Origin of the sequence: Silvimonas iriomotensis, from assembly GCF_014645535.1 — a bacterium.
Classification (GTDB): domain Bacteria; phylum Pseudomonadota; class Gammaproteobacteria; order Burkholderiales; family Chitinibacteraceae; genus Silvimonas; species Silvimonas iriomotensis.
In genome coordinates this window covers 1308991-1329548 of the sequence record NZ_BMLX01000001.1, presented here as the reverse complement: position 1 = coordinate 1329548, position 20558 = coordinate 1308991, and the positions used below count along the sequence as shown (strand labels likewise).

At 58.6% G+C, this 20558-nt stretch carries 21 protein-coding genes; 12 read left to right on the top strand and 9 right to left on the bottom strand.

The features are described from left to right. Window positions 1-307: 307 nt before the first annotated feature. The 3 genes from IEX57_RS05905 to IEX57_RS05895 form a co-directional block, all read right to left on the bottom strand. A complete protein-coding gene (locus IEX57_RS05905) occupies window positions 308-2068 on the bottom strand; it encodes a methyl-accepting chemotaxis protein (RefSeq protein ID WP_229708776.1) in 1761 nt (586 codons plus the stop codon). A 208-nt stretch (window positions 2069-2276) separates the two neighbouring features. Then, window positions 2277-2690: a tellurite resistance TerB family protein gene (locus tag IEX57_RS05900; protein ID WP_188703278.1), complete on the bottom strand. Its 414-nt coding sequence runs from the start codon at window positions 2688-2690 to the stop codon at window positions 2277-2279. Then, window positions 2687-3142, bottom strand: a complete 456-nt coding sequence (locus IEX57_RS05895; protein ID WP_188703276.1) for an acyl-CoA thioesterase — start codon at window positions 3140-3142, stop codon at window positions 2687-2689. Before IEX57_RS05895 ends, IEX57_RS05900 begins: the two co-directional genes overlap by 4 nt. A gap of 130 nt (window positions 3143-3272) precedes the next feature. Between IEX57_RS05895 and IEX57_RS05890 the strand changes: the two genes are divergently transcribed. Together IEX57_RS05890 and IEX57_RS05885 are read left to right on the top strand one after the other, a co-directional pair. Then, the gene (locus IEX57_RS05890) at window positions 3273-3725 is read left to right on the top strand and encodes a universal stress protein (RefSeq protein WP_188703274.1); all 453 of its coding nucleotides are present in this window, start codon (window positions 3273-3275) and stop codon (window positions 3723-3725) included. Beyond that, a complete protein-coding gene (locus IEX57_RS05885; RefSeq protein ID WP_188703272.1) occupies window positions 3718-4584 on the top strand; it encodes a radical SAM protein in 867 nt (288 codons plus the stop codon). Before IEX57_RS05890 ends, IEX57_RS05885 begins: the two co-directional genes overlap by 8 nt. 89 nt (window positions 4585-4673) lie before the next feature. Here IEX57_RS05885 and IEX57_RS05880 read toward each other — a convergent pair whose 3' ends face one another. After that, the gene (locus tag IEX57_RS05880; RefSeq protein WP_188703269.1) at window positions 4674-4997 is read right to left on the bottom strand and encodes a helix-turn-helix domain-containing protein; all 324 of its coding nucleotides are present in this window, start codon (window positions 4995-4997) and stop codon (window positions 4674-4676) included. Window positions 4998-5148: 151 nt separating this feature from the next. Between IEX57_RS05880 and IEX57_RS05875 the strand changes: the two genes are divergently transcribed. Then, a complete protein-coding gene (locus IEX57_RS05875; protein ID WP_188703267.1) occupies window positions 5149-5931 on the top strand; it encodes a ferritin-like domain-containing protein in 783 nt (260 codons plus the stop codon). Between the two features lie 9 nt (window positions 5932-5940). Here the strand turns inward: IEX57_RS05875 and IEX57_RS05870 are convergent, their stop codons facing one another. Genes IEX57_RS05870 through IEX57_RS05860 form a run of 3 tightly spaced genes read right to left on the bottom strand, consistent with a single transcriptional unit; the run spans window position 5941 to window position 7494 of the window. Next, window positions 5941-6225 carry a barstar family protein gene (locus tag IEX57_RS05870; RefSeq protein WP_188703265.1) on the bottom strand — a complete coding sequence of 95 codons (285 nt, stop codon included), beginning with the start codon at window positions 6223-6225 and terminating at the stop codon, window positions 5941-5943. Continuing rightward, window positions 6216-6650 (bottom strand): ribonuclease domain-containing protein, encoded by a 435-nt coding sequence (locus tag IEX57_RS05865; protein ID WP_229708773.1) that lies wholly within the window; start codon window positions 6648-6650, stop codon window positions 6216-6218. The genes IEX57_RS05870 and IEX57_RS05865 overlap by 10 nt, the downstream gene beginning before the upstream one ends. Before the next feature lie 58 nt (window positions 6651-6708). Further along, window positions 6709-7494, bottom strand: a complete 786-nt coding sequence (locus IEX57_RS05860) for a helix-turn-helix transcriptional regulator (RefSeq protein WP_188703263.1) — start codon at window positions 7492-7494, stop codon at window positions 6709-6711. 181 nt (window positions 7495-7675) lie between these two features. Between IEX57_RS05860 and leuC the strand changes: the two genes are divergently transcribed. From leuC to IEX57_RS05825, 7 genes are all read left to right on the top strand, one after another. Next, a complete protein-coding gene (leuC, locus tag IEX57_RS05855; RefSeq protein WP_188703261.1) occupies window positions 7676-9082 on the top strand; it encodes a 3-isopropylmalate dehydratase large subunit in 1407 nt (468 codons plus the stop codon). 51 nt (window positions 9083-9133) lie between these two features. Beyond that, a complete protein-coding gene (locus IEX57_RS05850) occupies window positions 9134-9253 on the top strand; it encodes an entericidin A/B family lipoprotein (RefSeq protein WP_188703259.1) in 120 nt (39 codons plus the stop codon). 72 nt (window positions 9254-9325) lie between these two features. Then, window positions 9326-9967 carry a 3-isopropylmalate dehydratase small subunit gene (leuD, locus tag IEX57_RS05845; RefSeq protein ID WP_188703257.1) on the top strand — a complete coding sequence of 214 codons (642 nt, stop codon included), beginning with the start codon at window positions 9326-9328 and terminating at the stop codon, window positions 9965-9967. 221 nt (window positions 9968-10188) lie between these two features. Further along, window positions 10189-10923, top strand: a complete 735-nt coding sequence (nagB, locus tag IEX57_RS05840) for a glucosamine-6-phosphate deaminase (protein ID WP_188703255.1) — start codon at window positions 10189-10191, stop codon at window positions 10921-10923. Window positions 10924-11015: 92 nt separating this feature from the next. Next, window positions 11016-12083, top strand: a complete 1068-nt coding sequence (gene leuB, locus IEX57_RS05835) for a 3-isopropylmalate dehydrogenase (RefSeq protein ID WP_188703253.1) — start codon at window positions 11016-11018, stop codon at window positions 12081-12083. A gap of 185 nt (window positions 12084-12268) precedes the next feature. Then, window positions 12269-13141 carry an Asd/ArgC dimerization domain-containing protein gene (locus tag IEX57_RS05830; RefSeq protein ID WP_188703251.1) on the top strand — a complete coding sequence of 291 codons (873 nt, stop codon included), beginning with the start codon at window positions 12269-12271 and terminating at the stop codon, window positions 13139-13141. Between the two features lie 417 nt (window positions 13142-13558). Then, window positions 13559-15874, top strand: coding sequence for a Tex family protein (locus tag IEX57_RS05825; protein WP_229708769.1), 2316 nt, complete (start codon window positions 13559-13561; stop codon window positions 15872-15874). Window positions 15875-15927: 53 nt separating this feature from the next. Here IEX57_RS05825 and IEX57_RS05820 read toward each other — a convergent pair whose 3' ends face one another. Both IEX57_RS05820 and IEX57_RS05815 read right to left on the bottom strand, forming a co-directional pair. Beyond that, window positions 15928-16161: a hypothetical protein gene (locus IEX57_RS05820; RefSeq protein WP_188703249.1), complete on the bottom strand. Its 234-nt coding sequence runs from the start codon at window positions 16159-16161 to the stop codon at window positions 15928-15930. 66 nt (window positions 16162-16227) lie between these two features. Continuing rightward, on the bottom strand, window positions 16228-17544 hold the full coding sequence (locus tag IEX57_RS05815; protein ID WP_188703247.1) for an anaerobic C4-dicarboxylate transporter family protein: 1317 nt from the start codon (window positions 17542-17544) through the stop codon (window positions 16228-16230). A 264-nt stretch (window positions 17545-17808) separates the two neighbouring features. On the opposite strand from IEX57_RS05815, the gene IEX57_RS05810 reads away from it, so the two are divergent. Continuing rightward, window positions 17809-20046 (top strand): patatin-like phospholipase family protein, encoded by a 2238-nt coding sequence (locus IEX57_RS05810; RefSeq protein WP_188703245.1) that lies wholly within the window; start codon window positions 17809-17811, stop codon window positions 20044-20046. Window positions 20047-20208: 162 nt separating this feature from the next. Beyond that, a complete protein-coding gene (locus tag IEX57_RS05805) occupies window positions 20209-20511 on the top strand; it encodes a PsiF family protein (RefSeq protein WP_188703243.1) in 303 nt (100 codons plus the stop codon). Window positions 20512-20558 lie beyond the last annotated feature (47 nt).

Here is a 20558-nt window from a genome sequence, read left to right as displayed (position 1 = left end):
AAGAACGCAAATGCCATGTGAATAATTGCCGCAGCAAGATGTGAGTTTTACGTAGTTTTGTGGACGCCTATGGCGCATTATGTACGTAGCAAAACTACGTAACCACGGAGAACTCATCATGCGTACACTTATTCAATGGCTGCAACAAACTGGCGAACTGATGCTGCAACATCGTTATCAATATGTGGTTCGCAAAGTCAGCCGTTAAGCAGGTAACAGGGGGTGGCGGCGACGGCCGCCAAATGCAGAACGCCACCATGAGTGATTCATGGTGGCGTTTGTGTTTTCCGGCTTGCTGATCTGGCGATCAGGTTTTCTGGTCCAGCATCTGGCTGGCGTCAAAGCCCAGCCGCAAACCACCCCAGTGGCGACCATTCACGTAAATCGGCACATCCAGCTCGGTCATGATTTCGCCGGTATCGCGCACATAGGTTTGCAGCAGGAAACGCTGCGTATTACGCGCCGCACGCAGGCCGGCCGGATCGTTGAAAATGCGCTTGTCGCGACTGCTAACGAGGTCTGTGGCCTTGTCGCCCGTAGGCGCTTTGGAATACCAGCTATTATGCGTCGGGCCGTAGCCATTGGTATCGACGGCCAGCACAAACTTGCCACCAATGGCGCTTTTGGCCAGTTGATCGTAAATCGGCTGGATTTCGCTTTCAAAACGGTGGTCGTAAGACGTCTTGTACTTGGCGGGCGATGTGCCGGTGATGGCCTGGTATTGCTGGTCAAACACATTGACGCCCTGACGGCTCATGGCTTCAATCCGTGATTGCACTTCATCACGCGCCTTGCTGGCCTTCTGGATATTGGCATCCAGATTGCCCTGGCCCACGGTAAAGCGGCCGATCAGCGCCTGGACCTGTTCTGCCGCGCGGGCCAGCCCTTGCGAGGATTCGGCCGAACCGGCCATGCGCTCATTCACCTTGAGCGAGAGCTGGTGGATTTCAGACACATTGGCGTTCACGACATTATTGGCTTCGGTGAACTCTTCCAGCGTTGAGGCAATGCCGACAAGGGCAGAAGAGGTGGATTCAAAATCCGCCATCATGCGCTGGAACTGACCCGAGGCTTTTTCCACGACCGAACGCGTCAGCTGCGCGTCGTGCGTGATCACATGCGTTTCTTCGCGGGTGTGCGCCACTTCGTTCAGCATGTTGTCGATATCGCGCGAGATATCATCGGTCGCTTCTCCGACTTTCTCTGCCAGTTTGCGCACTTCATCGGCCACCACGGCAAAACCACGGCCGGTTTCACCAGCGCGGGCCGCTTCAATGGCGGCGTTCAGGGCCAGCAGATTGGTCTGGCCAGAGATTTCCTTGATCAGATCCACAATGGATTTGATGCTGGCCGAGCGCTGGTTCAGCCCATCCACAGTTTCATTGAAGCTGGACATTCTGAGGCTGATGGCGTGAATGCGGTCCGTCACATCCTGTAGCTCGGCATAAGAAGCGCGCGCCATTTCCAGGTTGTGCGTGGTAGAGCCAGAGATCTCTTGCGTGCGGTGCGAGACATCGTTGATGCCGACAGTGGTGCTGTCGCTGGCAGCCACCACTTTCTGGGCTAGCGCGTCTTGCTGATGCGCAGACTGGGCCGAGTCACTGATGCTCTTCATGGAGCGTGCCGCTTCCAGCGCAATGCCCACCGTCATGGTCTGCACGCTGGCGATGATCTCGCGCTGCTTGGCCAGAAAGCGGTTACAGGCGCCGGCCAGGGCGGCAATTTCATCGCTGGTAATCACCGGAACATCGCGCGACAAATCGCCCTCGCCACCGGCCACATCGTTGAGCACTTTGGTAATGGCCAGCACCGGCCGGGCGATCCAGAAACGGAAATACACCACCTGCACGGTAATAAACAGGGCCGACAGGATGGTCAGCGCCCAGGCCCAGACATACAGGCTGTCAAAACTGGCGGTCAGGCGGGTAATGGCAGGTTCTGCCAGACCAAGGCTGTGCGCGGTCTGGGCAAGCTCGCTACTGGCAAGGCTGGTGACAATCAGAAGGATGACCGGTGCGGCCAGCAGGAGATACAGAAAAGCGAACTTGCGGGTAAGCGTCTGGAGCAAAGATCGCTCAAGCGCGGCGTGAAAATGGCTCCACCACTGCATAGCGGACTCCCCGGTGACAAATCTGCTTTTGTGCAGATTCTTTATTTTATTGGATGTTTCAATCCGGCTTGACTGTTGAATCTATCGGCTGGGCTGACAGAAACTTGATCTGGTGCCGGATGCAGGTCGTGTGCAGCTTGCCCCGGCCGGTGGCCGGGGCGGTCCATCAAACAGCAAATGCGGTTTGCAGGTCTTCCAGATTCAGGTGCCAGCGCTTGAGCATGTGGCGGAAAACGGCCAGTTCCACGTTAGAGAAATCGTTGTCGGCCTTGGCAATGCCCAGCGCAATGGCCGCCAGCATCAAACGCTTGCGCGGTTCGTCGACGGCATCAAGCATCTGGTCAATTCGCTCACGGTCCACCAGACGGATGTTGCCGTCTTCAGAGGCGTCGTCGGACACGTCATTGCAGTAGTCCTGAAACACCTGGATGAAGGCCTTGCGGCTGATGCCCAGGGCTTCGTAAACGCGCTTGTGCTCCAGCTCGTCGATTTCGGCGGGGTCAAAATTGCCATCGCACATCATCTGCATGACCAGAATGCGTGCCATCGCCTCCGCGCTGTTGTTGGGGTACTTTTTCATGTTGTTTCAGTCCTGTCGATATTGAGCCGGTCTGACCATGCCTTGGGCATGTTCTGTAGTTTGCGTGATGCATAATCAAAGAACGCAATGCCGGTTCGTGCTGTTGCAACCAGCCGTGGCGCCGCGCCATCCTTGACGGCACGCACCACGTAATAAAGAACATATCCCGCGCGCCAGGGTTCGGCGGCGGTCATGGCGATAGAAAGCCGCTCGCCCAGAAAGCCTTCACTATGAAACGTTATGGCAACGTCATTAAGGATGATGCCGGGGGTCTGCGCATCCCCCAATTCGGTATTTCCGTAATGCGCCAGATATTTCACCCGCGCTTCATGCAACATGCCCAGTAATTCCATATTGCCCAGATGGGCACCGTAGTTCAGATCAGTGACACGAATGTCCAGTTCCACTGTCAGATCAATATGTTCGGGCGGGTCAAGTTTGATTCTGGTCATTGGTTAAAGCCGAAAGCTGCAAAATTTACGTCCCAATCGAGTGTATTCGGATGGCTCGCCCCCCGCAACCGGCTAGTCGTGATCTGCTAGACTTCCATATAGAGCGGTATTTTCAGCAAGGGGAGGTTGTATGTATCAGCGCATTCTTGTTCCGGTTGATGACAGTGATACCAGCGCCGCAGCACTGCGTGAGTCCATTCGTCTTGCGATAGATCAGAAGGCCGTTGTTCGCCTCGTGCATGTTATTGATCTGGCGCAGTTTGCGTGGAGTGCGAATGAGTTTCTTGATGTGCCTCAACTTCAAGATTCCTTGCGCAAGAGTGGCGAACAGCTTCTCGTCAAATATGTAGATGCCCTGAAACAACAGAGCGTCAATTGCGAGTCAGGCTTGCTGGAAGCATGGGGCGGCAATCTGGCCCGCGCCATTGTGGACGATGCCACTGAGTGGAATGCCGATGTAATCGTAATGGGCACCCATGGCTATAGCGGGCTCACGCATTTGTTGCTGGGCAGCGTGGCCGAAGGCGTCATGCGGCATACCCGTATTCCTACCTTGCTGGTGAGAGCCCAGGCACATGGCTGATGGTTTTCCGGTGCGCGTGTTGCGGGTGTCTGACCACTCCCGCGACAGCGCAGGCTTTACCTACGTTTACCCCGTTGTTTCCCGTCGCGCCGGCGGGGTGTCGATCGGGATCAATCTGAACCCGAACAACGCCTGTAACTGGCGTTGCCTTTACTGCCAGGTACCGGATCTGAAGCGCGGCGGTCCGCCGCCGGTTGATCTGGCGCAACTGGAAGACGAACTCGCCACCATGCTGCATCAGATCGTCGATGGCGATTTCATGCAAGAGCGCGTCCCGGAAGAACTGCGGCGCCTTAATGATGTGGCGTTTTCCGGCAACGGCGAACCCACCATGAGCCCCGAGTTTGGCCACGCGCTGGAGATTGTCGAGCGCCAGTTGCAAGCGTTTGGCTTGCTGGGCCAGATCAAGATCGTGCTGATTACCAATGGCAGTCAGCTGTACAAGCCCGAAGTGCAGGACGTGGTCGGGCGCATGGGCCAGATCAATGGCGAGTTGTGGTTCAAGGTGGATCGCGCCCCGCAGGACGGCTTTGCGGTGGTCAACCAGGTGCAGCTGAATCGCGCGGCGGTAATCCGCCACCTGATTGCGGCCAGCGAGCGCTGCGCAACCTGGCTGCAAACCTGTATGTTCGGGCTGGATGGTGCTTTGCCGTCAGATGCAGATATCGCGGCCTATGTGACATTTGTGGCAGAACTGAAGGCGCAGGCGCCCGGTCTGAAAGGGGTCTTGCTGTACGGGCTGGCCCGGCCGTCCATGCAACCCGAAGCACCGCGCTTGCATGCTGCGCCGGTAGAATGGATGAAGGCCCTGGCTGAACGGATTTCAGCACAGGGCCTTGAGGTAAAACTAAGCATCTAATGAGCGGTTAACAAAATCCTGCCAGTTGCCATTGGCACCGCCATGCGGGATTTTGTTAACCGCTCAAGGGCCGGAATGGCCCGCACCGTTTAGCGGGCCAGTGCGCCGGCCATGGTAAAACGGCTTTGATGCTTTTCGCGTTCGCGCGCAGCAGAGCGCAGGGTATCCAGCAGCTCAGGCTTGTGTTCGCGCAGATAGCGCATCACTTGAAAGTCTTCCCGGGTCAGTTCTTCCAGGTTGATCTGTTCAATGTGGACGACGCGCAAAAGCTCGCGAACCGGGCGCGGCATGTTGCGGCCGCTTTCGTAGCGGGAACCGCCACTTTGGGTTACGCCGATCTTGCTCCAGAATTCTTGCTGGTTCATTCCGAGCTGGCGGCGGACTTCCCGTGGATTGACTGCATTATTCGCCATGGTAGGCCTCCTTTGTCATGCCATGCTGGATGGCTAAAAAACTATGACGTCATCTTATCGCCATATGCCAAGAGGAATACGTGACTATTCCTGATTTTACTTTGTGATTAATCACGGTAGGGCGATTGGAACTTGTTGAAAATAATGAGAAATGTCTGATTTTCTTTTTGCCGTTGAATGCGCCCTCAAGAGCTGTGATCCCGCAGAAAAGGTCTCGCTCACGCGATTTCTGACGCAGGCTGAAGTGCCGCCGTCAGTGCCGCCGCCTGAGCGCTTGCCCGCGCCTGGCCGCCCGCAAAAGCCGCAGCTTGTCATGCCGCGTGACGTGCCCCGACGCGGGTTGGGAACGCTGGAAGGCCGGGCCGCGTTATTGCATGCGCTGGCGCATATCGAGTTCAACGCCGTGAATCTGGCGCTGGACGCGATCTACCGTTTCCGCGGCATGCCGCAGGCGTATTACGCAGACTGGTTGAAGGTGGCGCAGGAGGAGGCGTATCACTTCACGCTGTTGCGTGAATACCTGCAGCAACTGGGCTTTGAGTACGGTGATTTCCCGGCCCACAACGGCTTATGGGAAATGGCCTTGCGGACCGATCATGATGTGCTGATCCGCATGGCGCTGGTGCCGCGCGTACTGGAAGCGCGCGGGCTGGATGTCACGCCGGGGATTCAGGCACGCCTGAAAGAGGTGGGCGATACGCGCGCCATGGAGATCCTCGCCATTATCCTGCGCGATGAAATCGGTCATGTGCAGATCGGCAATCGCTGGTATCGCTGGTGCTGTGAGCAACGCGGGATCGACCCCGTGCCCCATTTCATTACCCTGTACCGCGAGTACGTGACGCCGTTTGGTGGCCCGATGAACCACGACGCACGCCTGGCCGCCGGGTTCACGCAGGAAGAACTGGACTTGCTGGCGACGCTGAACACCTGAGCGGCGGGCTCAGGCAATCACGACTTCCAGATCGTCGCGTTCCTCGCCGACATCATTGAATACCTCAAGCACCGCGGCGTAGTGCTTTTTACCCATGGCGCTGGCGGCGGCGCCGGCGTCTTGCCAGACTATCTTCAAGGGGCCCTGAACCTCTGCGCTCAGTACGTCATACAGTGCATCCAGATTGCGGCCAAAGTAATCAGGCAGGGCGAGCTGGGCGGCAAACTGGTCGTACACGTCATCCAGGCTCTGGACGTGGCTCAGCGTGACTTGCCGGGCTTTTTTCACTGGCATGGCGGCACCTCGGTAAAGGTTTGATAGTGATCGACGGTGACATAGCGGTGGCCATCCGTGCCAAAAATCAGCCGCTTGGCACCGCGCTTGCCGCCACGGTAATCCAGATCGGCTTCCTTGTACTGGCCTTTGGGCAAACGATTCTCATAATTGCCAAAACGATCGCCGCCAATGGATTTACCCGGGAGCGTGCGCCAAAGATCCTGGCCGGGCTCCCAGCCTGCGTTCTGGGCGCTGCGCTTGGTCAGGTAACTATCCGGTAGCCGCCCGGTCTGGTTAAGGCTGGTCAAGGTCTGCGCCAGTTGGGTGGCATCGACCTGGGGTTTGATGCGCTGGTTCAGTTCCTGCGCGACTTGCTTGCAGGCCGGGGCGGCCAGTGCGGGCAGGGCGACAATACCAAGACAAAGCATGACAAGGCAGCGCATGGGCATATCCACAGGGGAGACGTGCTGATTATGTGCATGCAACGCGCGCCGGTCAAAATCAAGCGGAGGCGGTGGTGCGGGTAAGCAGCACCAGTTTGAGATCGGCCTGGTCGACCAGCTGGAAAGTCACCTGACTCAGATTCATATGTCCGTGTCTGGGGTGGTTAAAGCCGCGCAAGCCACCGTGTCGTTCCAGCACGTCATAGCGTTTCCAGAACGCAGCAAATTCCGGGCTGGATTGATGCAGGCTGTCCACCAGTTGTATCAGCGCCGGGTCATCCACCTGGTCCCGGCTATCGGCGCGGAACTCGGCCACAATGCGCTGGGCCCGGGTTTCCCAGTCTTCTACCAGGGTGCGCGCATACGGATCAGCAAACACAAAACGCAGCATGTTGGGCGTTGTGTCCGTGGCTAACCAGTCGCCAAACAGGTCTGCCGCAGCGGTATTCCAGGCCAGCACGTCCCAGTAACGGCCCATGACATAGGCGGGCATGGCGAAATCATCGACAATCTGCTGTAAAAAGGGCGGGGCGATTTCCTGCTCTGGCGCGACGGGTTGCAGGTCCCGCTGGCCTGCCAGTTCAAACAGATAGGCGCGCTGGGTTTTGTCCAGCCGCAGCGCCACGGCCAGGCGGTGCAGCGCCTTGCCAGACACGCTGATTTCGCGGCCTTGTTCAATCCAGGTGTACCAGGTGGGGCTGATGTCGGCCAGCTGGGCGACTTCTTCGCGGCGCAGGCCTTGCGTGCGGCGGCGTTGTCCAACCGGAAAACCGAATGCGGCGGGTTCGCATTTCTGGCGCAGCGCGGAGAGAAACTCGCCCAGTTCCTTGCGGCGGATAGACATGGCTGATCCTGTTACCAGTTAGTATTTATACCAGTATAAACGCCTGCCTTGTTAGTACAAAATCTTGCGCATAAGCTGTACCCCGTAAACCAGTTAAAGCGGCAACGGGCCTGACTCTGCGGCCCCTTGCCACAACCAGCCACACCGGCAAAAACGGTGTGATCCAACCGGGATGAAACACATGGCACAGACGCTTTACGACAAACTCTGGCAGTCCCACGTGGTGCATGAGTCAGAAGACGGCACCTGTCTGATCTATATCGACCGCCATCTGGTGCATGAAGTCACCAGCCCGCAGGCCTTTGAAGGCCTGAATCTGGCCGGTCGCAAGCCCTGGCGCGTGGATTCGGTGGTGGCCACGGCCGACCACAATACGCCGACAGATCATTGGGATGAGGGCATCAAGGACCCGATCTCGCGCCTGCAGGTAGAGACGCTGGATGCCAACATCAAGCATTTTGGCGCGCTGGCGTATTTCCCGTTCAAGGATCTGCGTCAAGGCATCGTGCACGTGGTGGGCCCGGAAAACGGTGCCACGCTGCCCGGCATGACCGTGGTATGCGGCGATAGCCATACCTCTACCCACGGCGCGTTTGGCGCGCTGGCGCATGGTATCGGCACGTCTGAAGTTGAACACGTACTTGCCACCCAGACGCTCACCGCCAAGAAATCCAGAGCCATGCTGGTCAAGGTGGAAGGCGAACTGGGCCGTGGCGTGACCGGCAAGGACGTCGCGCTGGCCATCATCGGCAAGATCGGTACTGCCGGCGGTACTGGTTATGCCGTGGAATTTGGCGGCTCGGCCATCCGTAGCCTGTCGATGGAAGGCCGCATGACGCTGTGCAATATGGCGATCGAAGCAGGCGCCCGCGCCGGTATGGTTGCGGTCGACCAGAAAACCGTTGATTACCTCAAGGGCCGCACCTATGCGCCCAAGGGTGAGCAATGGCAGCAGGCCGTTGATTACTGGAAGACGCTGGTGTCCGATGAAGGCGCGCAGTTTGACAAGGTGGTTGAACTGAACGCCGCCGAGATCGAACCGCAAGTGACCTGGGGTACTTCGCCCGAGCAAGTTACCAACGTGCGCGGCGCCGTGCCCAACCCGGCCAACGAAGCTGATCCGGTCAAGCGCGGCAGCCTGGAACGGGCGCTGCATTACATGGGCCTGCAAGCCGATACCCCGATCGAGCAAATCCAGATCGACAAGGTGTTTATTGGCTCCTGTACCAATTCGCGCATCGAAGATTTGCGCGCCGCTGCCGCTGTGGCCCGAGGCCACAAAAAGGCCGCGAATGTGAAGCTCGCTATGGTCGTGCCAGGCTCTGGTCTGGTAAAACAACAGGCGGAAGCCGAAGGCCTCGACAAGATTTTCATCGAGGCAGGCTTTGAATGGCGTGAACCAGGTTGCTCCATGTGCCTGGCAATGAACGCGGATCGTCTGGAACCGGGTGAGCGTTGTGCCTCTACCTCTAACCGCAACTTTGAAGGGCGGCAGGGGCAGGGTGGCCGTACTCACCTCGTGAGCCCCGAAATGGCAGCTGCGGCCGCCATTGCCGGACATTTTGTCGACATCCGCAACTTTGCCTGAGCCCTGCGCCTGGCTTGTTGAATTTATGAAACTTGCGGAGTCTTTGAACCCATGAAATCACTGTTTGCCTTGTTGATGATGCTGTCCGTATTGATGCTGGCCGGTTGCAATACCGTGCACGGCTTTGGTCAGGATGTGCAAAAAGTGGGTGAAAAGATTCAGGGCAAGTAATGAATTGCCGGACAAGCCCTGCTGCCGTGCAGCCGGACTTGCTGGCGGTTCTGGTCTTTTAAAGGACACGCCATGAAAGCTTTTACGCAATTGAATGGCCTCGTTTGCCCGCTTGATCGGGCCAACGTGGATACCGACGCCATTATTCCGAAGCAATTCCTCAAGTCGATCAAGCGTTCCGGCTTTGGCCCGAACCTGTTTGACGAGTGGCGCTATCTGGATCACGGCGAACCGGGCATGGATAACAGCACCCGTCCGGTGAACCCGGAGTTCGTGCTGAATTTCCCGCGCTATGCCGGCGCGCAAGTGCTGCTGGCACGCGATAACTTCGGTTGCGGCTCCTCCCGCGAGCATGCGCCGTGGGCGCTGGACGACTACGGTTTCCGAGCCGTGATCGCCCCCAGCTTTGCCGATATTTTCTTTAACAACTGCTACAAGAACGGCGTATTGCCGATCGTGTTGCCGGCCGAAGTAGTCGAAGAGTTGTTCAAGGAAACCGAGGCGACAGAAGGCTACCGCCTGAACGTTGATCTGGCCGCGCAAACCGTGACCACGCCGTCGGGCAAGTCGTACAGCTTTGATATCACCGGCCACCGCAAGCATTGCCTGCTTGAAGGGCTGGATGAAATCGGCCTGACGCTGCAGCACGCCGACGATATCAAGGCGTTTGAAGCGCGCCATCGCCGGACCCAGCCCTGGCTGTTTGCCGACTGACTGGCGCAGTAGCGGTAAAAATTGCGTTTCCCCAGGACAATCCGGGCAAGGAAATTTACCCGGGTTGTCCCAAACGCTATATGGCGGCTTGTTGTGGCCGCCGTATAACGCAGAATGGCGGTATTATTGGGCCGACCGCAGCACCACGCGCTGGTAGTTGCTATAGTTCGTGCTTCAGGTCTTACATTCTGATTAAAAAATAAGTACGGGGAAACGAAATCATGATTCTTCACAAGTTCAAGAACCAGGCTGAGCTCGATCGCGTTGCAGCTGATTTGATGATGTCCGTTGTCCGTGGCCGCCCGAATGCGGTGCTGGGCATGGCTACCGGTGGTTCGCCGGTGGGCCTGTATCAGGAGATGGTCAAGAGCTACAAGCAAGGCCTGATCAGTTTCAAGGAAGTGCGCACGTTTAACCTGGATGAATACGTCGGCCTGCCGGTGACGCATCCGGAGTCTTACCGCAGTTTCATGCAGCGCAACCTGTTCGACCATATTGATATCGACCCGAAAAACACGCATGTGCCCAACGGCAATGCGGCCGATATCGAAGCCGAATGCCGTCGTTACGACGAAGCGCTGTATCAGCAAGGCCCGGTGGATATGCAACTGCTGGGTATTGGCCACAACGGCCACATTGGTTTTAACGAGCCGGATACCACGCTTTCGCGCTTTACCCACAAGGTAACGCTCAAGGAAGACACCCGCGAAGCCAACAAGCGCTTCTTTAACTCGATTGACGAAGTACCGACACACGCCGTGACCATGGGTATGGGTTCCATCCTGCATGCCAAGTCCATCTTGCTGGTGGTCAAGGGGCAGGAAAAGGCCGAGATCCTCGATCGCACCGTCAATGGTCCGATCACGACGCAAGTGCCGGCAACGTTGCTGCAAACCCATCCGCGCGTGATTGTGCTGACGGATTGCGATGTGAACTACAAGCTCTCGCACAGCTGAGATTTTTCAAAATCGAGCCCGGCGTGAGCGCGACAGGTCAGGACATGACCGGTCGGGCAGCCGGGCTTTTTTATTTCTGGTGAAAACAAAGCATGAAGAAGATCCTGATTCTGCCCGGTGATGGCATTGGTCCTGAAATCGTCGCCCAGGCGAAACGTGTGCTCGACGTACTGCGCAACGATGGCCTGGCAGTCGAAACCGCCGAAGCCCCGCTGGGTGGTGCCGCGTATGACCAGTACGGCTCGCCGTATCCGGAATTCACCCAGAAGCTGGCGCGCGAAGCGGATGCCGTGCTGCTGGGCGCCGTGGGCGGCCCGCAATACGACACGCTGGATCGCCCGCTGCGCCCGGAGCGCGGTCTGCTGGCCATCCGCAAGGATCTGAATCTGTTTGCCAACCTGCGTCCGGCCATTCTGTACCCGGAACTGGCCAATGCCTCCACGCTCAAGCCTGAAGTGGTTTCCGGTCTGGATATCCTGATCGTGCGTGAACTGACCGGCGACATCTATTTTGGTCAGCCGCGCGGCGTGCACGTGAACGAAGCCGGCGAGCGCGAAGGCTTCAACACCATGCGTTATGCCGAGAGCGAAATCCGCCGGATCGCCCACGTGGCTTTCCAGGCTGCGCAAAAGCGCAACAAGAAGCTGTGCTCGGTCGACAAGGCCAACGTGCTGGAAACCACCGAGTTCTGGAAAGAAATCGTCACCGATGTGGCGAAGGAATATCCGGATGTGCAGTTGAGCCACATGTACGTGGATAACGCGGCCATGCAACTGGTGCGCAACCCCAAGCAGTTTGACGTGATGGTGACCGGCAATATCTTCGGTGACATCCTGTCTGACGAAGCCTCGATGCTGACGGGTTCCATCGGCATGCTGCCGTCGGCCTCGCTGGACCAGAACAACAAGGGCCTGTACGAGCCCAGCCATGGTTCGGCACCGGATATCGCCGGCAAGAACCTGGCCAACCCGCTGGCAACGATTCTCTCGCTGGCCATGTTGCTGCGTTACAGCCTGGCGAACGAAGCCGCGGCAGTGCGCGTGGAAAACGCCGTGAAGAAGGTGCTGGCCGATGGTCTGCGCACGGCGGATATCTACGAAGAAGGCACGCGCAAAGTGTCTTGCTCTGAAATGGGCGACGCCGTGGTTGGCGCGTTGTAAAATACGCGATTGCTCGCACAAACAGGGCGCCTTGGCGTCCTGTTTTGTTTTGTGCTGGCGCGTTCTACATATTCATCTATTGGCAGACACAGTACTGCCCGGGCCACACGGAAAGGGCGTGTAGTCTGGTCGAAGTGTCTTTATGCACCGCTCGTGTGTCTGCCTGCCGCCCTGGAGAAATCATCATGTCCGCACCGTTGTCGATTGCCATTCTTGGCGCTCATGGCCCTTTTGGTACCACCTTGCTGGAAGTGCTGGCAGAAAGCACTGTGCCGGTGAAAGAACTGTATGCCCTGGCCGTGGCCGACGAAGGCTCGCTGGTGTCGTTTCGCGGCGAAGATTATCCGGTGCTGGAAGTCGAAGAGTTTGACTGGTCCGTTGCGCAAGTGGCCGTGTTCGCCGGCAGCCGCGAAGAACTGAAGAAATATGCCCCGGCTGCCAAAGCAGCCGGTTGCCGCCTGCTGGATGCCACGGCACCGCTGGCGGCATTTGCCGTGCTGTCGCGCCCGCTCTCGGCGCTGACCGGCCTGTCGATTGCCCGTGCCCACGCCACGCTGCTGGAATCGGCCTCTGCACAGGGCCAGACCGGCGTGGAAACGCTCTCGAAACAGACCCGCGCGCTGTACGCCAATGAAGAGATTGAAAACGGCGCTTTCCCCAAGCGTCTGGCATTCAACCTGTTCCCGCTGCCGCACGCGCAGTCTGAAAGCATCCGCAACGTGGTGAACCAGCAACTGGGCGCGCCGTTGCTCGATAGCGTGCAACGCGTGCAGGCGCCGTTGTTCTTTGGCCATGGCGCCACGTTGTCGATCCGTCTGATCCAGGATACCACCCGTGAAGCCGTGATTGCCGCATTGCGCGCCAGCGCCGGCCTGTTTGTGCTGGACGTGGAAGGCCCGAGCGGCGTGGCGACGCCGCAGGACGTGATCGGTGCCGATCTGGTGTGGGTCAGCAATATTGATGTGAGCGAAGACGGCAAGACGGTGACGCTGTGGGCGGTGGTGGATAACGCTCGTCTGGGCGCACTGGCAGTCGTCGCAGAGTTGTTGTCGGCGTAAAATCGTCTGTTTGGCCGGTGTCGTTTGGTGTGCTGGCATCATTGCTGATGTTAGCGCCCTGCGATAGCGCCCACTGCGTGGGTTCCCTGCGCTTCTCATGAAGTCCGGCTGGCTCCGGGGAACTCGGCTTTGGGCCTCAAACACCCCTGCGCCGAAACTCCGGACTCTGCTGCGATGCCCGGCGCTGCCGATGGGGAAGCAAGTCAAAGACAACGGCAACCCCAACGACGCTGCGTCGGTGGGCAAAAATGAATTGTTATCGCTTCACTGCTGCGTCATTCCCGCGAAGGCGGGAATCCAGTGCGGCCGCCACAGGCGGCCTTGGCCGGCAAGAATGGCCTGCTGCGATGAACAGGTCTGTTACAACCAGCCCTATGAACCAGTTTTCCACTCAACGTATTCAGGATTCCCCGCTGCATGCTGCCCAGTATTCATTCCCGCCTTGCAACTGAACTTGTCTGCCGCGAGGCGCAAGTGGCGTCTGCCGTCCAGTTGCTGGATGAAGGCGCGACCGTGCCGTTTATTGCCCGTTATCGTAAAGAAGTGACAGGGGGTCTGGATGACACCCAGTTGCGTAATCTGGAAGTACGCCTGCGCTATCTGCGTGAACTGGAAGAGCGCCGCGGTGCGGTGATTGCCAGTGTGGATGAACAAGGCAAACTGACGCCGGAACTGAAAGCGCAATTGCTGGATGCCGATAACAAACAGCGGCTGGAAGACTTGTACCTGCCGTACAAGCCCAAGCGCCGCACACGGGCGCAGATTGCCAAAGAGGCAGGGCTGGAGCCGCTCGCGCAGGGCTTGCTGGGTGATCCGGCGCAAGATCCGGAAAGCGTCGCCGCCGGGTTTGTCGATGCAGACAAGGGCGTGGCGGATACCAAAGCGGCACTCGATGGCGCACGCGCGATCCTGATGGAGCAATTTGCCGAAGACCCGGAGCTGGTGGGTCAATTGCGTGAACACGTTGCAGGCAAGGCGCATATCAAAACCCGCATTGTCGAAGGCAAGGAAGAAGAGGGCGCCAAGTTCTCTGATTACTTTGAATACGATGAACCGTGGCGTGATGTGCCGTCGCACCGGGCGCTGGCGGTGCTGCGCGGCCGTAACGAAGGCATTCTGACGCTGGCGTTGCCGCTGCCCGAAGAACTGGATGAAACCGCCAAACCGGCAGGCCCCGGCGTGTGCGAGCTGAAAATTGCCCGCCGTTATGGCATCGAGAACCTGGGGCGCCCGGCAGACAAATGGCTGCAAGACACCGTGCGCCTGACCTGGCGCGCCCGGATTGCGCTGAATCTGGAATCAGAACTGATCAACCAGTTGCGCGAGAAAGCCGAGGCAGAGGCGATCAAGGTGTTCGCCACCAACCTCAAGGACTTGCTGCTGGCAGCCCCGGCCGGCCCGCGCGCTACCATGGGCCTGGACCCGGGTTTGCGTACCGGTTGTAAAGTGGCGGTGGTCGATGCCACCGGCAAATTGCTGGATACCGCGACCATTTACCCGCATGAGCCGCGCAATCAGTGGGATCAGTCGATCGCGATTTGCGCGGCGCTGGCGGCCAAGCACAAGGTTCAGCTCATCGCCATTGGAAATGGCACGGCAAGCCGTGAAACCGACAAACTGGCGATCGAATTGATCAAGAAGTATCCGGAACTGCAGATGACCAAGCTGGTGGTGTCTGAAGCCGGCGCATCGGTGTACTCGGCCTCTGAACTGGCGGCCAAAGAGTTTCCGGAACTGGATGTCTCGCTGCGCGGTGCGGTGTCGATTGCGCGCCGTCTGCAAGACCCGCTGGCCGAACTGGTCAAGATTGACCCGAAATCCATCGGCGTGGGCCAGTACCAGCATGACGTGAACCAGCTTGATCTGATGCGCTCGCTGGACGCCGTGGTAGAAGACTGCGTGAACGCGGTGGGTGTGGATGTGAATACGGCGTCCGCCGCGCTGCTGACGCGTATTTCCGGCCTGAACAGCACGCTGGCAACGCAGATCGTCAATTACCGTGATGCCAACGGCGCGTTCCAGAACCGCAAGCAGTTGCTGAAAGTGCCGCGGCTGGGCGACAAGACCTTTGAGCAAGCTGCCGGCTTCTTGCGGGTGATGGACGGCGACAACGCGCTTGATCGCTCCGCGGTTCACCCGGAAGCCTACCCGGTGGTGGAAAAAATCATTGCGAAGGTGCAGAAGGACGTGACCAGCCTGATTGGCGATGGCGCATTCCTGAAAAAACTGAATGCCGCCGAGTTCACCGATGAGCGCTTTGGTCTGCCAACGGTAAAAGACATTCTGGCCGAACTGGAAAAACCCGGCCGCGATCCGCGCCCGGAGTTCAAGACCGCCAGCTTTGCCGAAGGCGTGGAAGAAATTGCCGATCTGAAAGTGGACATGGTGCTGGAAGGCGTAGTCACCAACGTCACCGCTTTTGGCGCGTTTGTGGATATCGGCGTACACCAGGACGGCCTTGTCCATATCTCTGCCATGAGCCACAAGTTCATCAAGGACCCGCGTGAAGTGGTGAAGGCCGGCGATGTGGTCAAGGTGAAGGTGCAAGAGGTGGATGTGAAGCGCAAACGTATCGCGCTGACCATGCGACTTGACGATGACGTGCGCCAGAAGCCGGATAGCGGCGTATCTGCACAGAACATGAGCAAGGGCGAGCGCAAGGTGATGCAGCGTCAGCCAGAGGCACAAGGCGCCATGGCGGCGGCATTGGCCGGTCTGAAACTGCGCAAGTAAGGGCGGGATGGACCTATCAACAACAACGCCGGCATACTGCCGGCGTTGTTGTTTCAGGCGCGTTCATCAATGCGTTGCAAGGGTGGCGCGCTGCTGGTCGCGTAATCGACCTTGTTGCTGACAGGCTGCGCGGCAGGGCGAGTGAGCTGCCAGAGCGGGGTGCGCCAGCCCTGGCCAAAAGCGGTCAGCAACACGTCCTGAGACGGCGCTTGCTTGCTGTCCTGGCGTGGCGGGACCGGCGCGACGGGCAGCAAGTGGGCATTCAGGGTGTGGGCGAAGGCGGTCATCCGCCCACAATGCCGCCATCATGATTGAAGCTGAATCAGGCGTGTCTGAAAGCGCCCCGCTGCCCATTAGAACACCAGTCGTACCAGACCAAACCCGGCCGCCACGCTGACCACGGAACAAGCCAGCCCCGGCAGCATGAAGCTGTGGTTCAACAACCAGCGGCCGATCCGCGTGGTGCCGGTCTGGTCAAAGTTGATCGCCGCAATCACGGTGGGGTAGTTGGGGATGAAGAAATAGCCGTTTACGCTGGGGAACATGGCAATCAGCGTCGGTGCCGACAAGCCCAGCGCCATGCCCAGGGGCATCAGCGCGCGGATGGTGGCCGCTTGCGAGTACAACAGGATCGACATCACGAACAGGGCCAGCGCAAACAGCCATGGCACTTCGGTAATGATGGTTTTGATCTCGGCCGAGAAGAACGACATATTGGCCTGAATGAAGGTGTCACCCATCCAGGCAATGCCGAAAATGCCGATCACCGCCGCGGCACCGGCCTGGAATACGCTGCCGCGCACCACTTTGTTGGCATCAACCCGGCCCAGCAGCAGGATCAGCGCGGCGGCAGACAGCATGATGACTTCAATGGCGGTCGGCATATCCAGCTTGATGGCCTGGGCGCCGACATCCCATTGCGGCCGCAGGCTGTCGACCGAACCCAGCACCACCACAGACAGCGCCGCCAGCAGGAATACGATGACCGAAATGAACGCCGAGCGCGGCAGCGCCGGTTTGTCTTCATGCGGTTGTGCCGGGGTGATCTCGCCCGACGCCAGCCGTGCCTGGTAGACCGGATCATCCTTGAGTTCCACGCCCAGGCGGCCGGCAACCAGCACGCCGGCAAAAACTCCCAGCAAGGTCGCCGGAATGGCCACCAGCAAAATCTGGCTCAGGCTCACGCCGGAGGGCGCCAGCATGGCCAGCAGCGTGACGGTGGCCGCAGAGATCGGGCTGGCGGTAATGCCCACTTGCGAGGCGATGACGGCAATCGAGAGCGGGCGTTCCGGGCGCACGCCAGAGTCCCGGGCTACTTCGGCAATCACCGGCAATACTGAATATGCAACATGGCCGGTGCCGGCAAACAGGGTGAAGGTGTAGGTGACCAGCGGAGCAAAAAACGTAATGCGCCTGGGGTTGCGCCGCAGCAGGCGTTCTGCCACGCGCACCAGCCAGTCCATGCCGCCAGCGGCTTGCAGGCAGCCGGCGGCGGTAATCACGGACAGAATCATCAACAGCACGTCGATGGGGGCCGTTGTCGGGCGCAGATGAAACACAAAGGTGAGCAAGGCAAGGCCAAGGCCGCCCATGACCCCCAGACCTACACCGCCCAGGCGGGCTCCGATCAGGATGGCGGCCAGTACCACGGCCAGTTGCAAGGCAATCATTATTGGTTATCCGTTAATACGCAGGGTTTGTTCATTATTGGCAATGAACGGGAAACTGCCGATTTTCTCAGTGTTCCCCATGCGGGCGCAGTCGTTCATGTCTGAAAAAACAGTGGCGAATCCGGACAATACTGATTGTGAACGTGTATTTCCTTATGCGTGTTTTTAAACGCACTCAGTTAGAATCGCGCCCGAATATCGAATAACGTAAATACATCGGGCAATGCCGGATAAAAACAGATGGTAAATATGCAGATCGGGCAAATGACAAAGTGGTTCTGGCTGGCGGTGGGCCTGGTTGCGGCCCTGCCTGCCGTGGCGCAAGACGCGCCTGCAGCCAGCGACGCCTCCATGCCGGCGCACCGTCCGCGGATCGGCCTTGTGCTGGGCGGCGGTGGCGCGCGCGGCCTGGCGCATATCGGCGTGCTCAAGGTGCTGGCCGAAAACCACATCCCCGTCGATTGCGTGGTCGGGACCAGCATTGGCGCCCTCGTGGGGGGCAGTTATGCCGCTGGCCAGACGGCCGACACCATGATTGATCGTTCCGGCAAAACCGACTGGGACACGCTGTTTCAGTCCGGCCTGCCGCGTCAGCAGATGTCATACCGCCAGAAGCAGGATGACAACATGCATCTGGCCCCGATCGATGTGGGGGTGAGGGATGATGGCTCGCTGGCGCTGCCCAAGTCGGCCATTGATACCCAGAAAATCGAAACCCTGCTGCGTGACCTGACCTATAGCGGCACGGCCAGGAATTTTGACGAACTCTCCGTACCGTTCCGGGCGATTGCTACCGATCTGGAAACCGGCGAGATGGTGGTCATGGGCGATGGCGATCTGGTGACCGCCATGCGTGCCAGTATGGCAGTGCCAGGCGTGTTTCCGCCGGTGGCGCGCAGTGAACACTTGCTGGTGGATGGCGGTTTGTCACGCAATCTGGCGGTGGATGTCGCCCGCAAGATGTGCGCTGATGTGGTGATCGCCGTCGATGTGGCCTCGCCGCCGCTCAAACGCGACGGGATCAACACCATTTTTGATGTCGCCGCACAGTACACGCGGCTGATGATCGTGCAGAACCAGCGCCCGCAAATTGCCAGCCTGAAGCAGGACGATGTGCTGATTACGCCATCGCTGGGCAATCTGGAAAGCACCGACTTTGCCAAAGCCAAAGACTTTATCCTTGCCGGCGAAAAAGCCACGCGCCAGCAATTGGTGAACCTGCAGCGTTACGCCTTGCCCACCGCCGCGTACGAGCAATGGGAACAAGCGCGTGAAGACCGGCGTTTGCAACCCAAGCCCATCGACAGCATTCAGGTTGAGCGCATGAACCGGGTGAATCCGGATGTCCTCAGCCGCAATGTCGACGTTGAGCTGGGCAAGAATCTGGATAGCACCGAGTTTCATGATCAATTGTCGCGCCTGTATGCGCGCGGTGATTTCTCGCAACTGGATTACGAACTGCTTGATGATGGCGCCGGCCAGAAACTGCGGCTGATTCCGGTCGAAAAAGACTGGGGCCCGAATTACCTCAATTTCGGTATCGCATTGGGTACCGACTTTGAAAACGCGTCGCCGTATGCCTTGCTGGCGCGGTATCGCCGTACCTGGCTCAATTCGCTGGGTGCCGAGGCCTCGCTGTCGTTGCGGGCGGGCGATACCATGGCGCTGGCGGGCGAGTTCTATCAGCCCTTGCAGATTGACGGTTACGCGTTCATTGCGCCCAATTTCTCGATCCAGTCCAGCCCGCTGGCGGTCTATGAGGGCGATAACGAAATTGGCCAGTTCCGCTTGTACAAGCAACAAGGCGGCATTGATCTTGGCTCCGGTTTCTCGCGCTATGGCGAGGCCCGCGTCGGGATCATGGCTGAACACGCACATGCCAGCGGCGTAGTAGGCGGCATCTGGACCGGTGACGGCGTGGTGGCGCTGCCTGATCTGTATCAGTCCGATTATGGTCTGCGGGTCAGCCTTACCTTTGATCAACTGGATAACGCCGATTTCCCCACCAGTGGCACCCAGGTGCATTTCAGCGCGTATCAGGCGGTGAGTGGGTCGTCTGATACTGCCAGCTATGGCCGCGCGTCCTTGAATGCGCGGCAGGGTTTCTCGCTGGGTGAAACCAGCGGGTATTTGCTGGTGAAAGCGCAGGCCACGCGCAATGGTGATGACGCGTTTATTGATACCAGCTGGCTGGGTGGTTTCCTGAATTTGTCCAGTTATCCTTATCAAGGGCTGATTGGTGACAAGTTCATTTACGGTCGTGTAGCGCTGTACCGGCCATTGCCCTTTTTGAATACGGAAAGCAAACGCACCATGATCGGCATGGCAGCGGAAAGCGGCAAAGTGTATTCGTCCGCACTGGATACCGGTGATGAAAAATGGCATTACTCCGGCGTCGGGTTTATTGCGGTCGATTCATTCCTTGGGCCGCTTTATCTGGGCGCGGCGTATGGCGATAACCGCCAGTGGCGCTATTACCTCACGCTGGGAAATCCGTTCTGATCTGTTTTGATCTGACAGGACGGCTAATAGCGCATATCCAGTCGCAGGCGGCCAGGCATTGTGATGCTGAAAACAATGTTACAGAGCCGCTTGCGATAATCCGGGCTGATTTGACTACACTGGCAATCACTGCCCCGCTGCAGTCCAACAAGGAGAATCTCCATGACGATCGTTCGTGTTTCGCTGCTGGCTGTTGCGCTGTTGCTGTCCACGCAAGTGATGGCTGCCAATTCGCAACAAGACAAGATGAAGTCGTGTAATGCCGATGCCACTGCCAAATCGCTCAAGGGCGATGCCCGCAATACCTTCATGAGCACATGTCTGAAGGCAACGGCGAGCGCCCCGGCCGCATCGATGCCGGCCACCCAGCAAGACAAGATGAAGTCCTGCAATGCCGATGCTTCTGCCCAGAGCCTGAAGGGCGACGCCCGCAAGGCCTTTATGAGCACCTGCCTGAAGAAATAAGTCCGGCACGATCACCATCAAAAAGGCAGCGCATTGCGCTGCCTTTT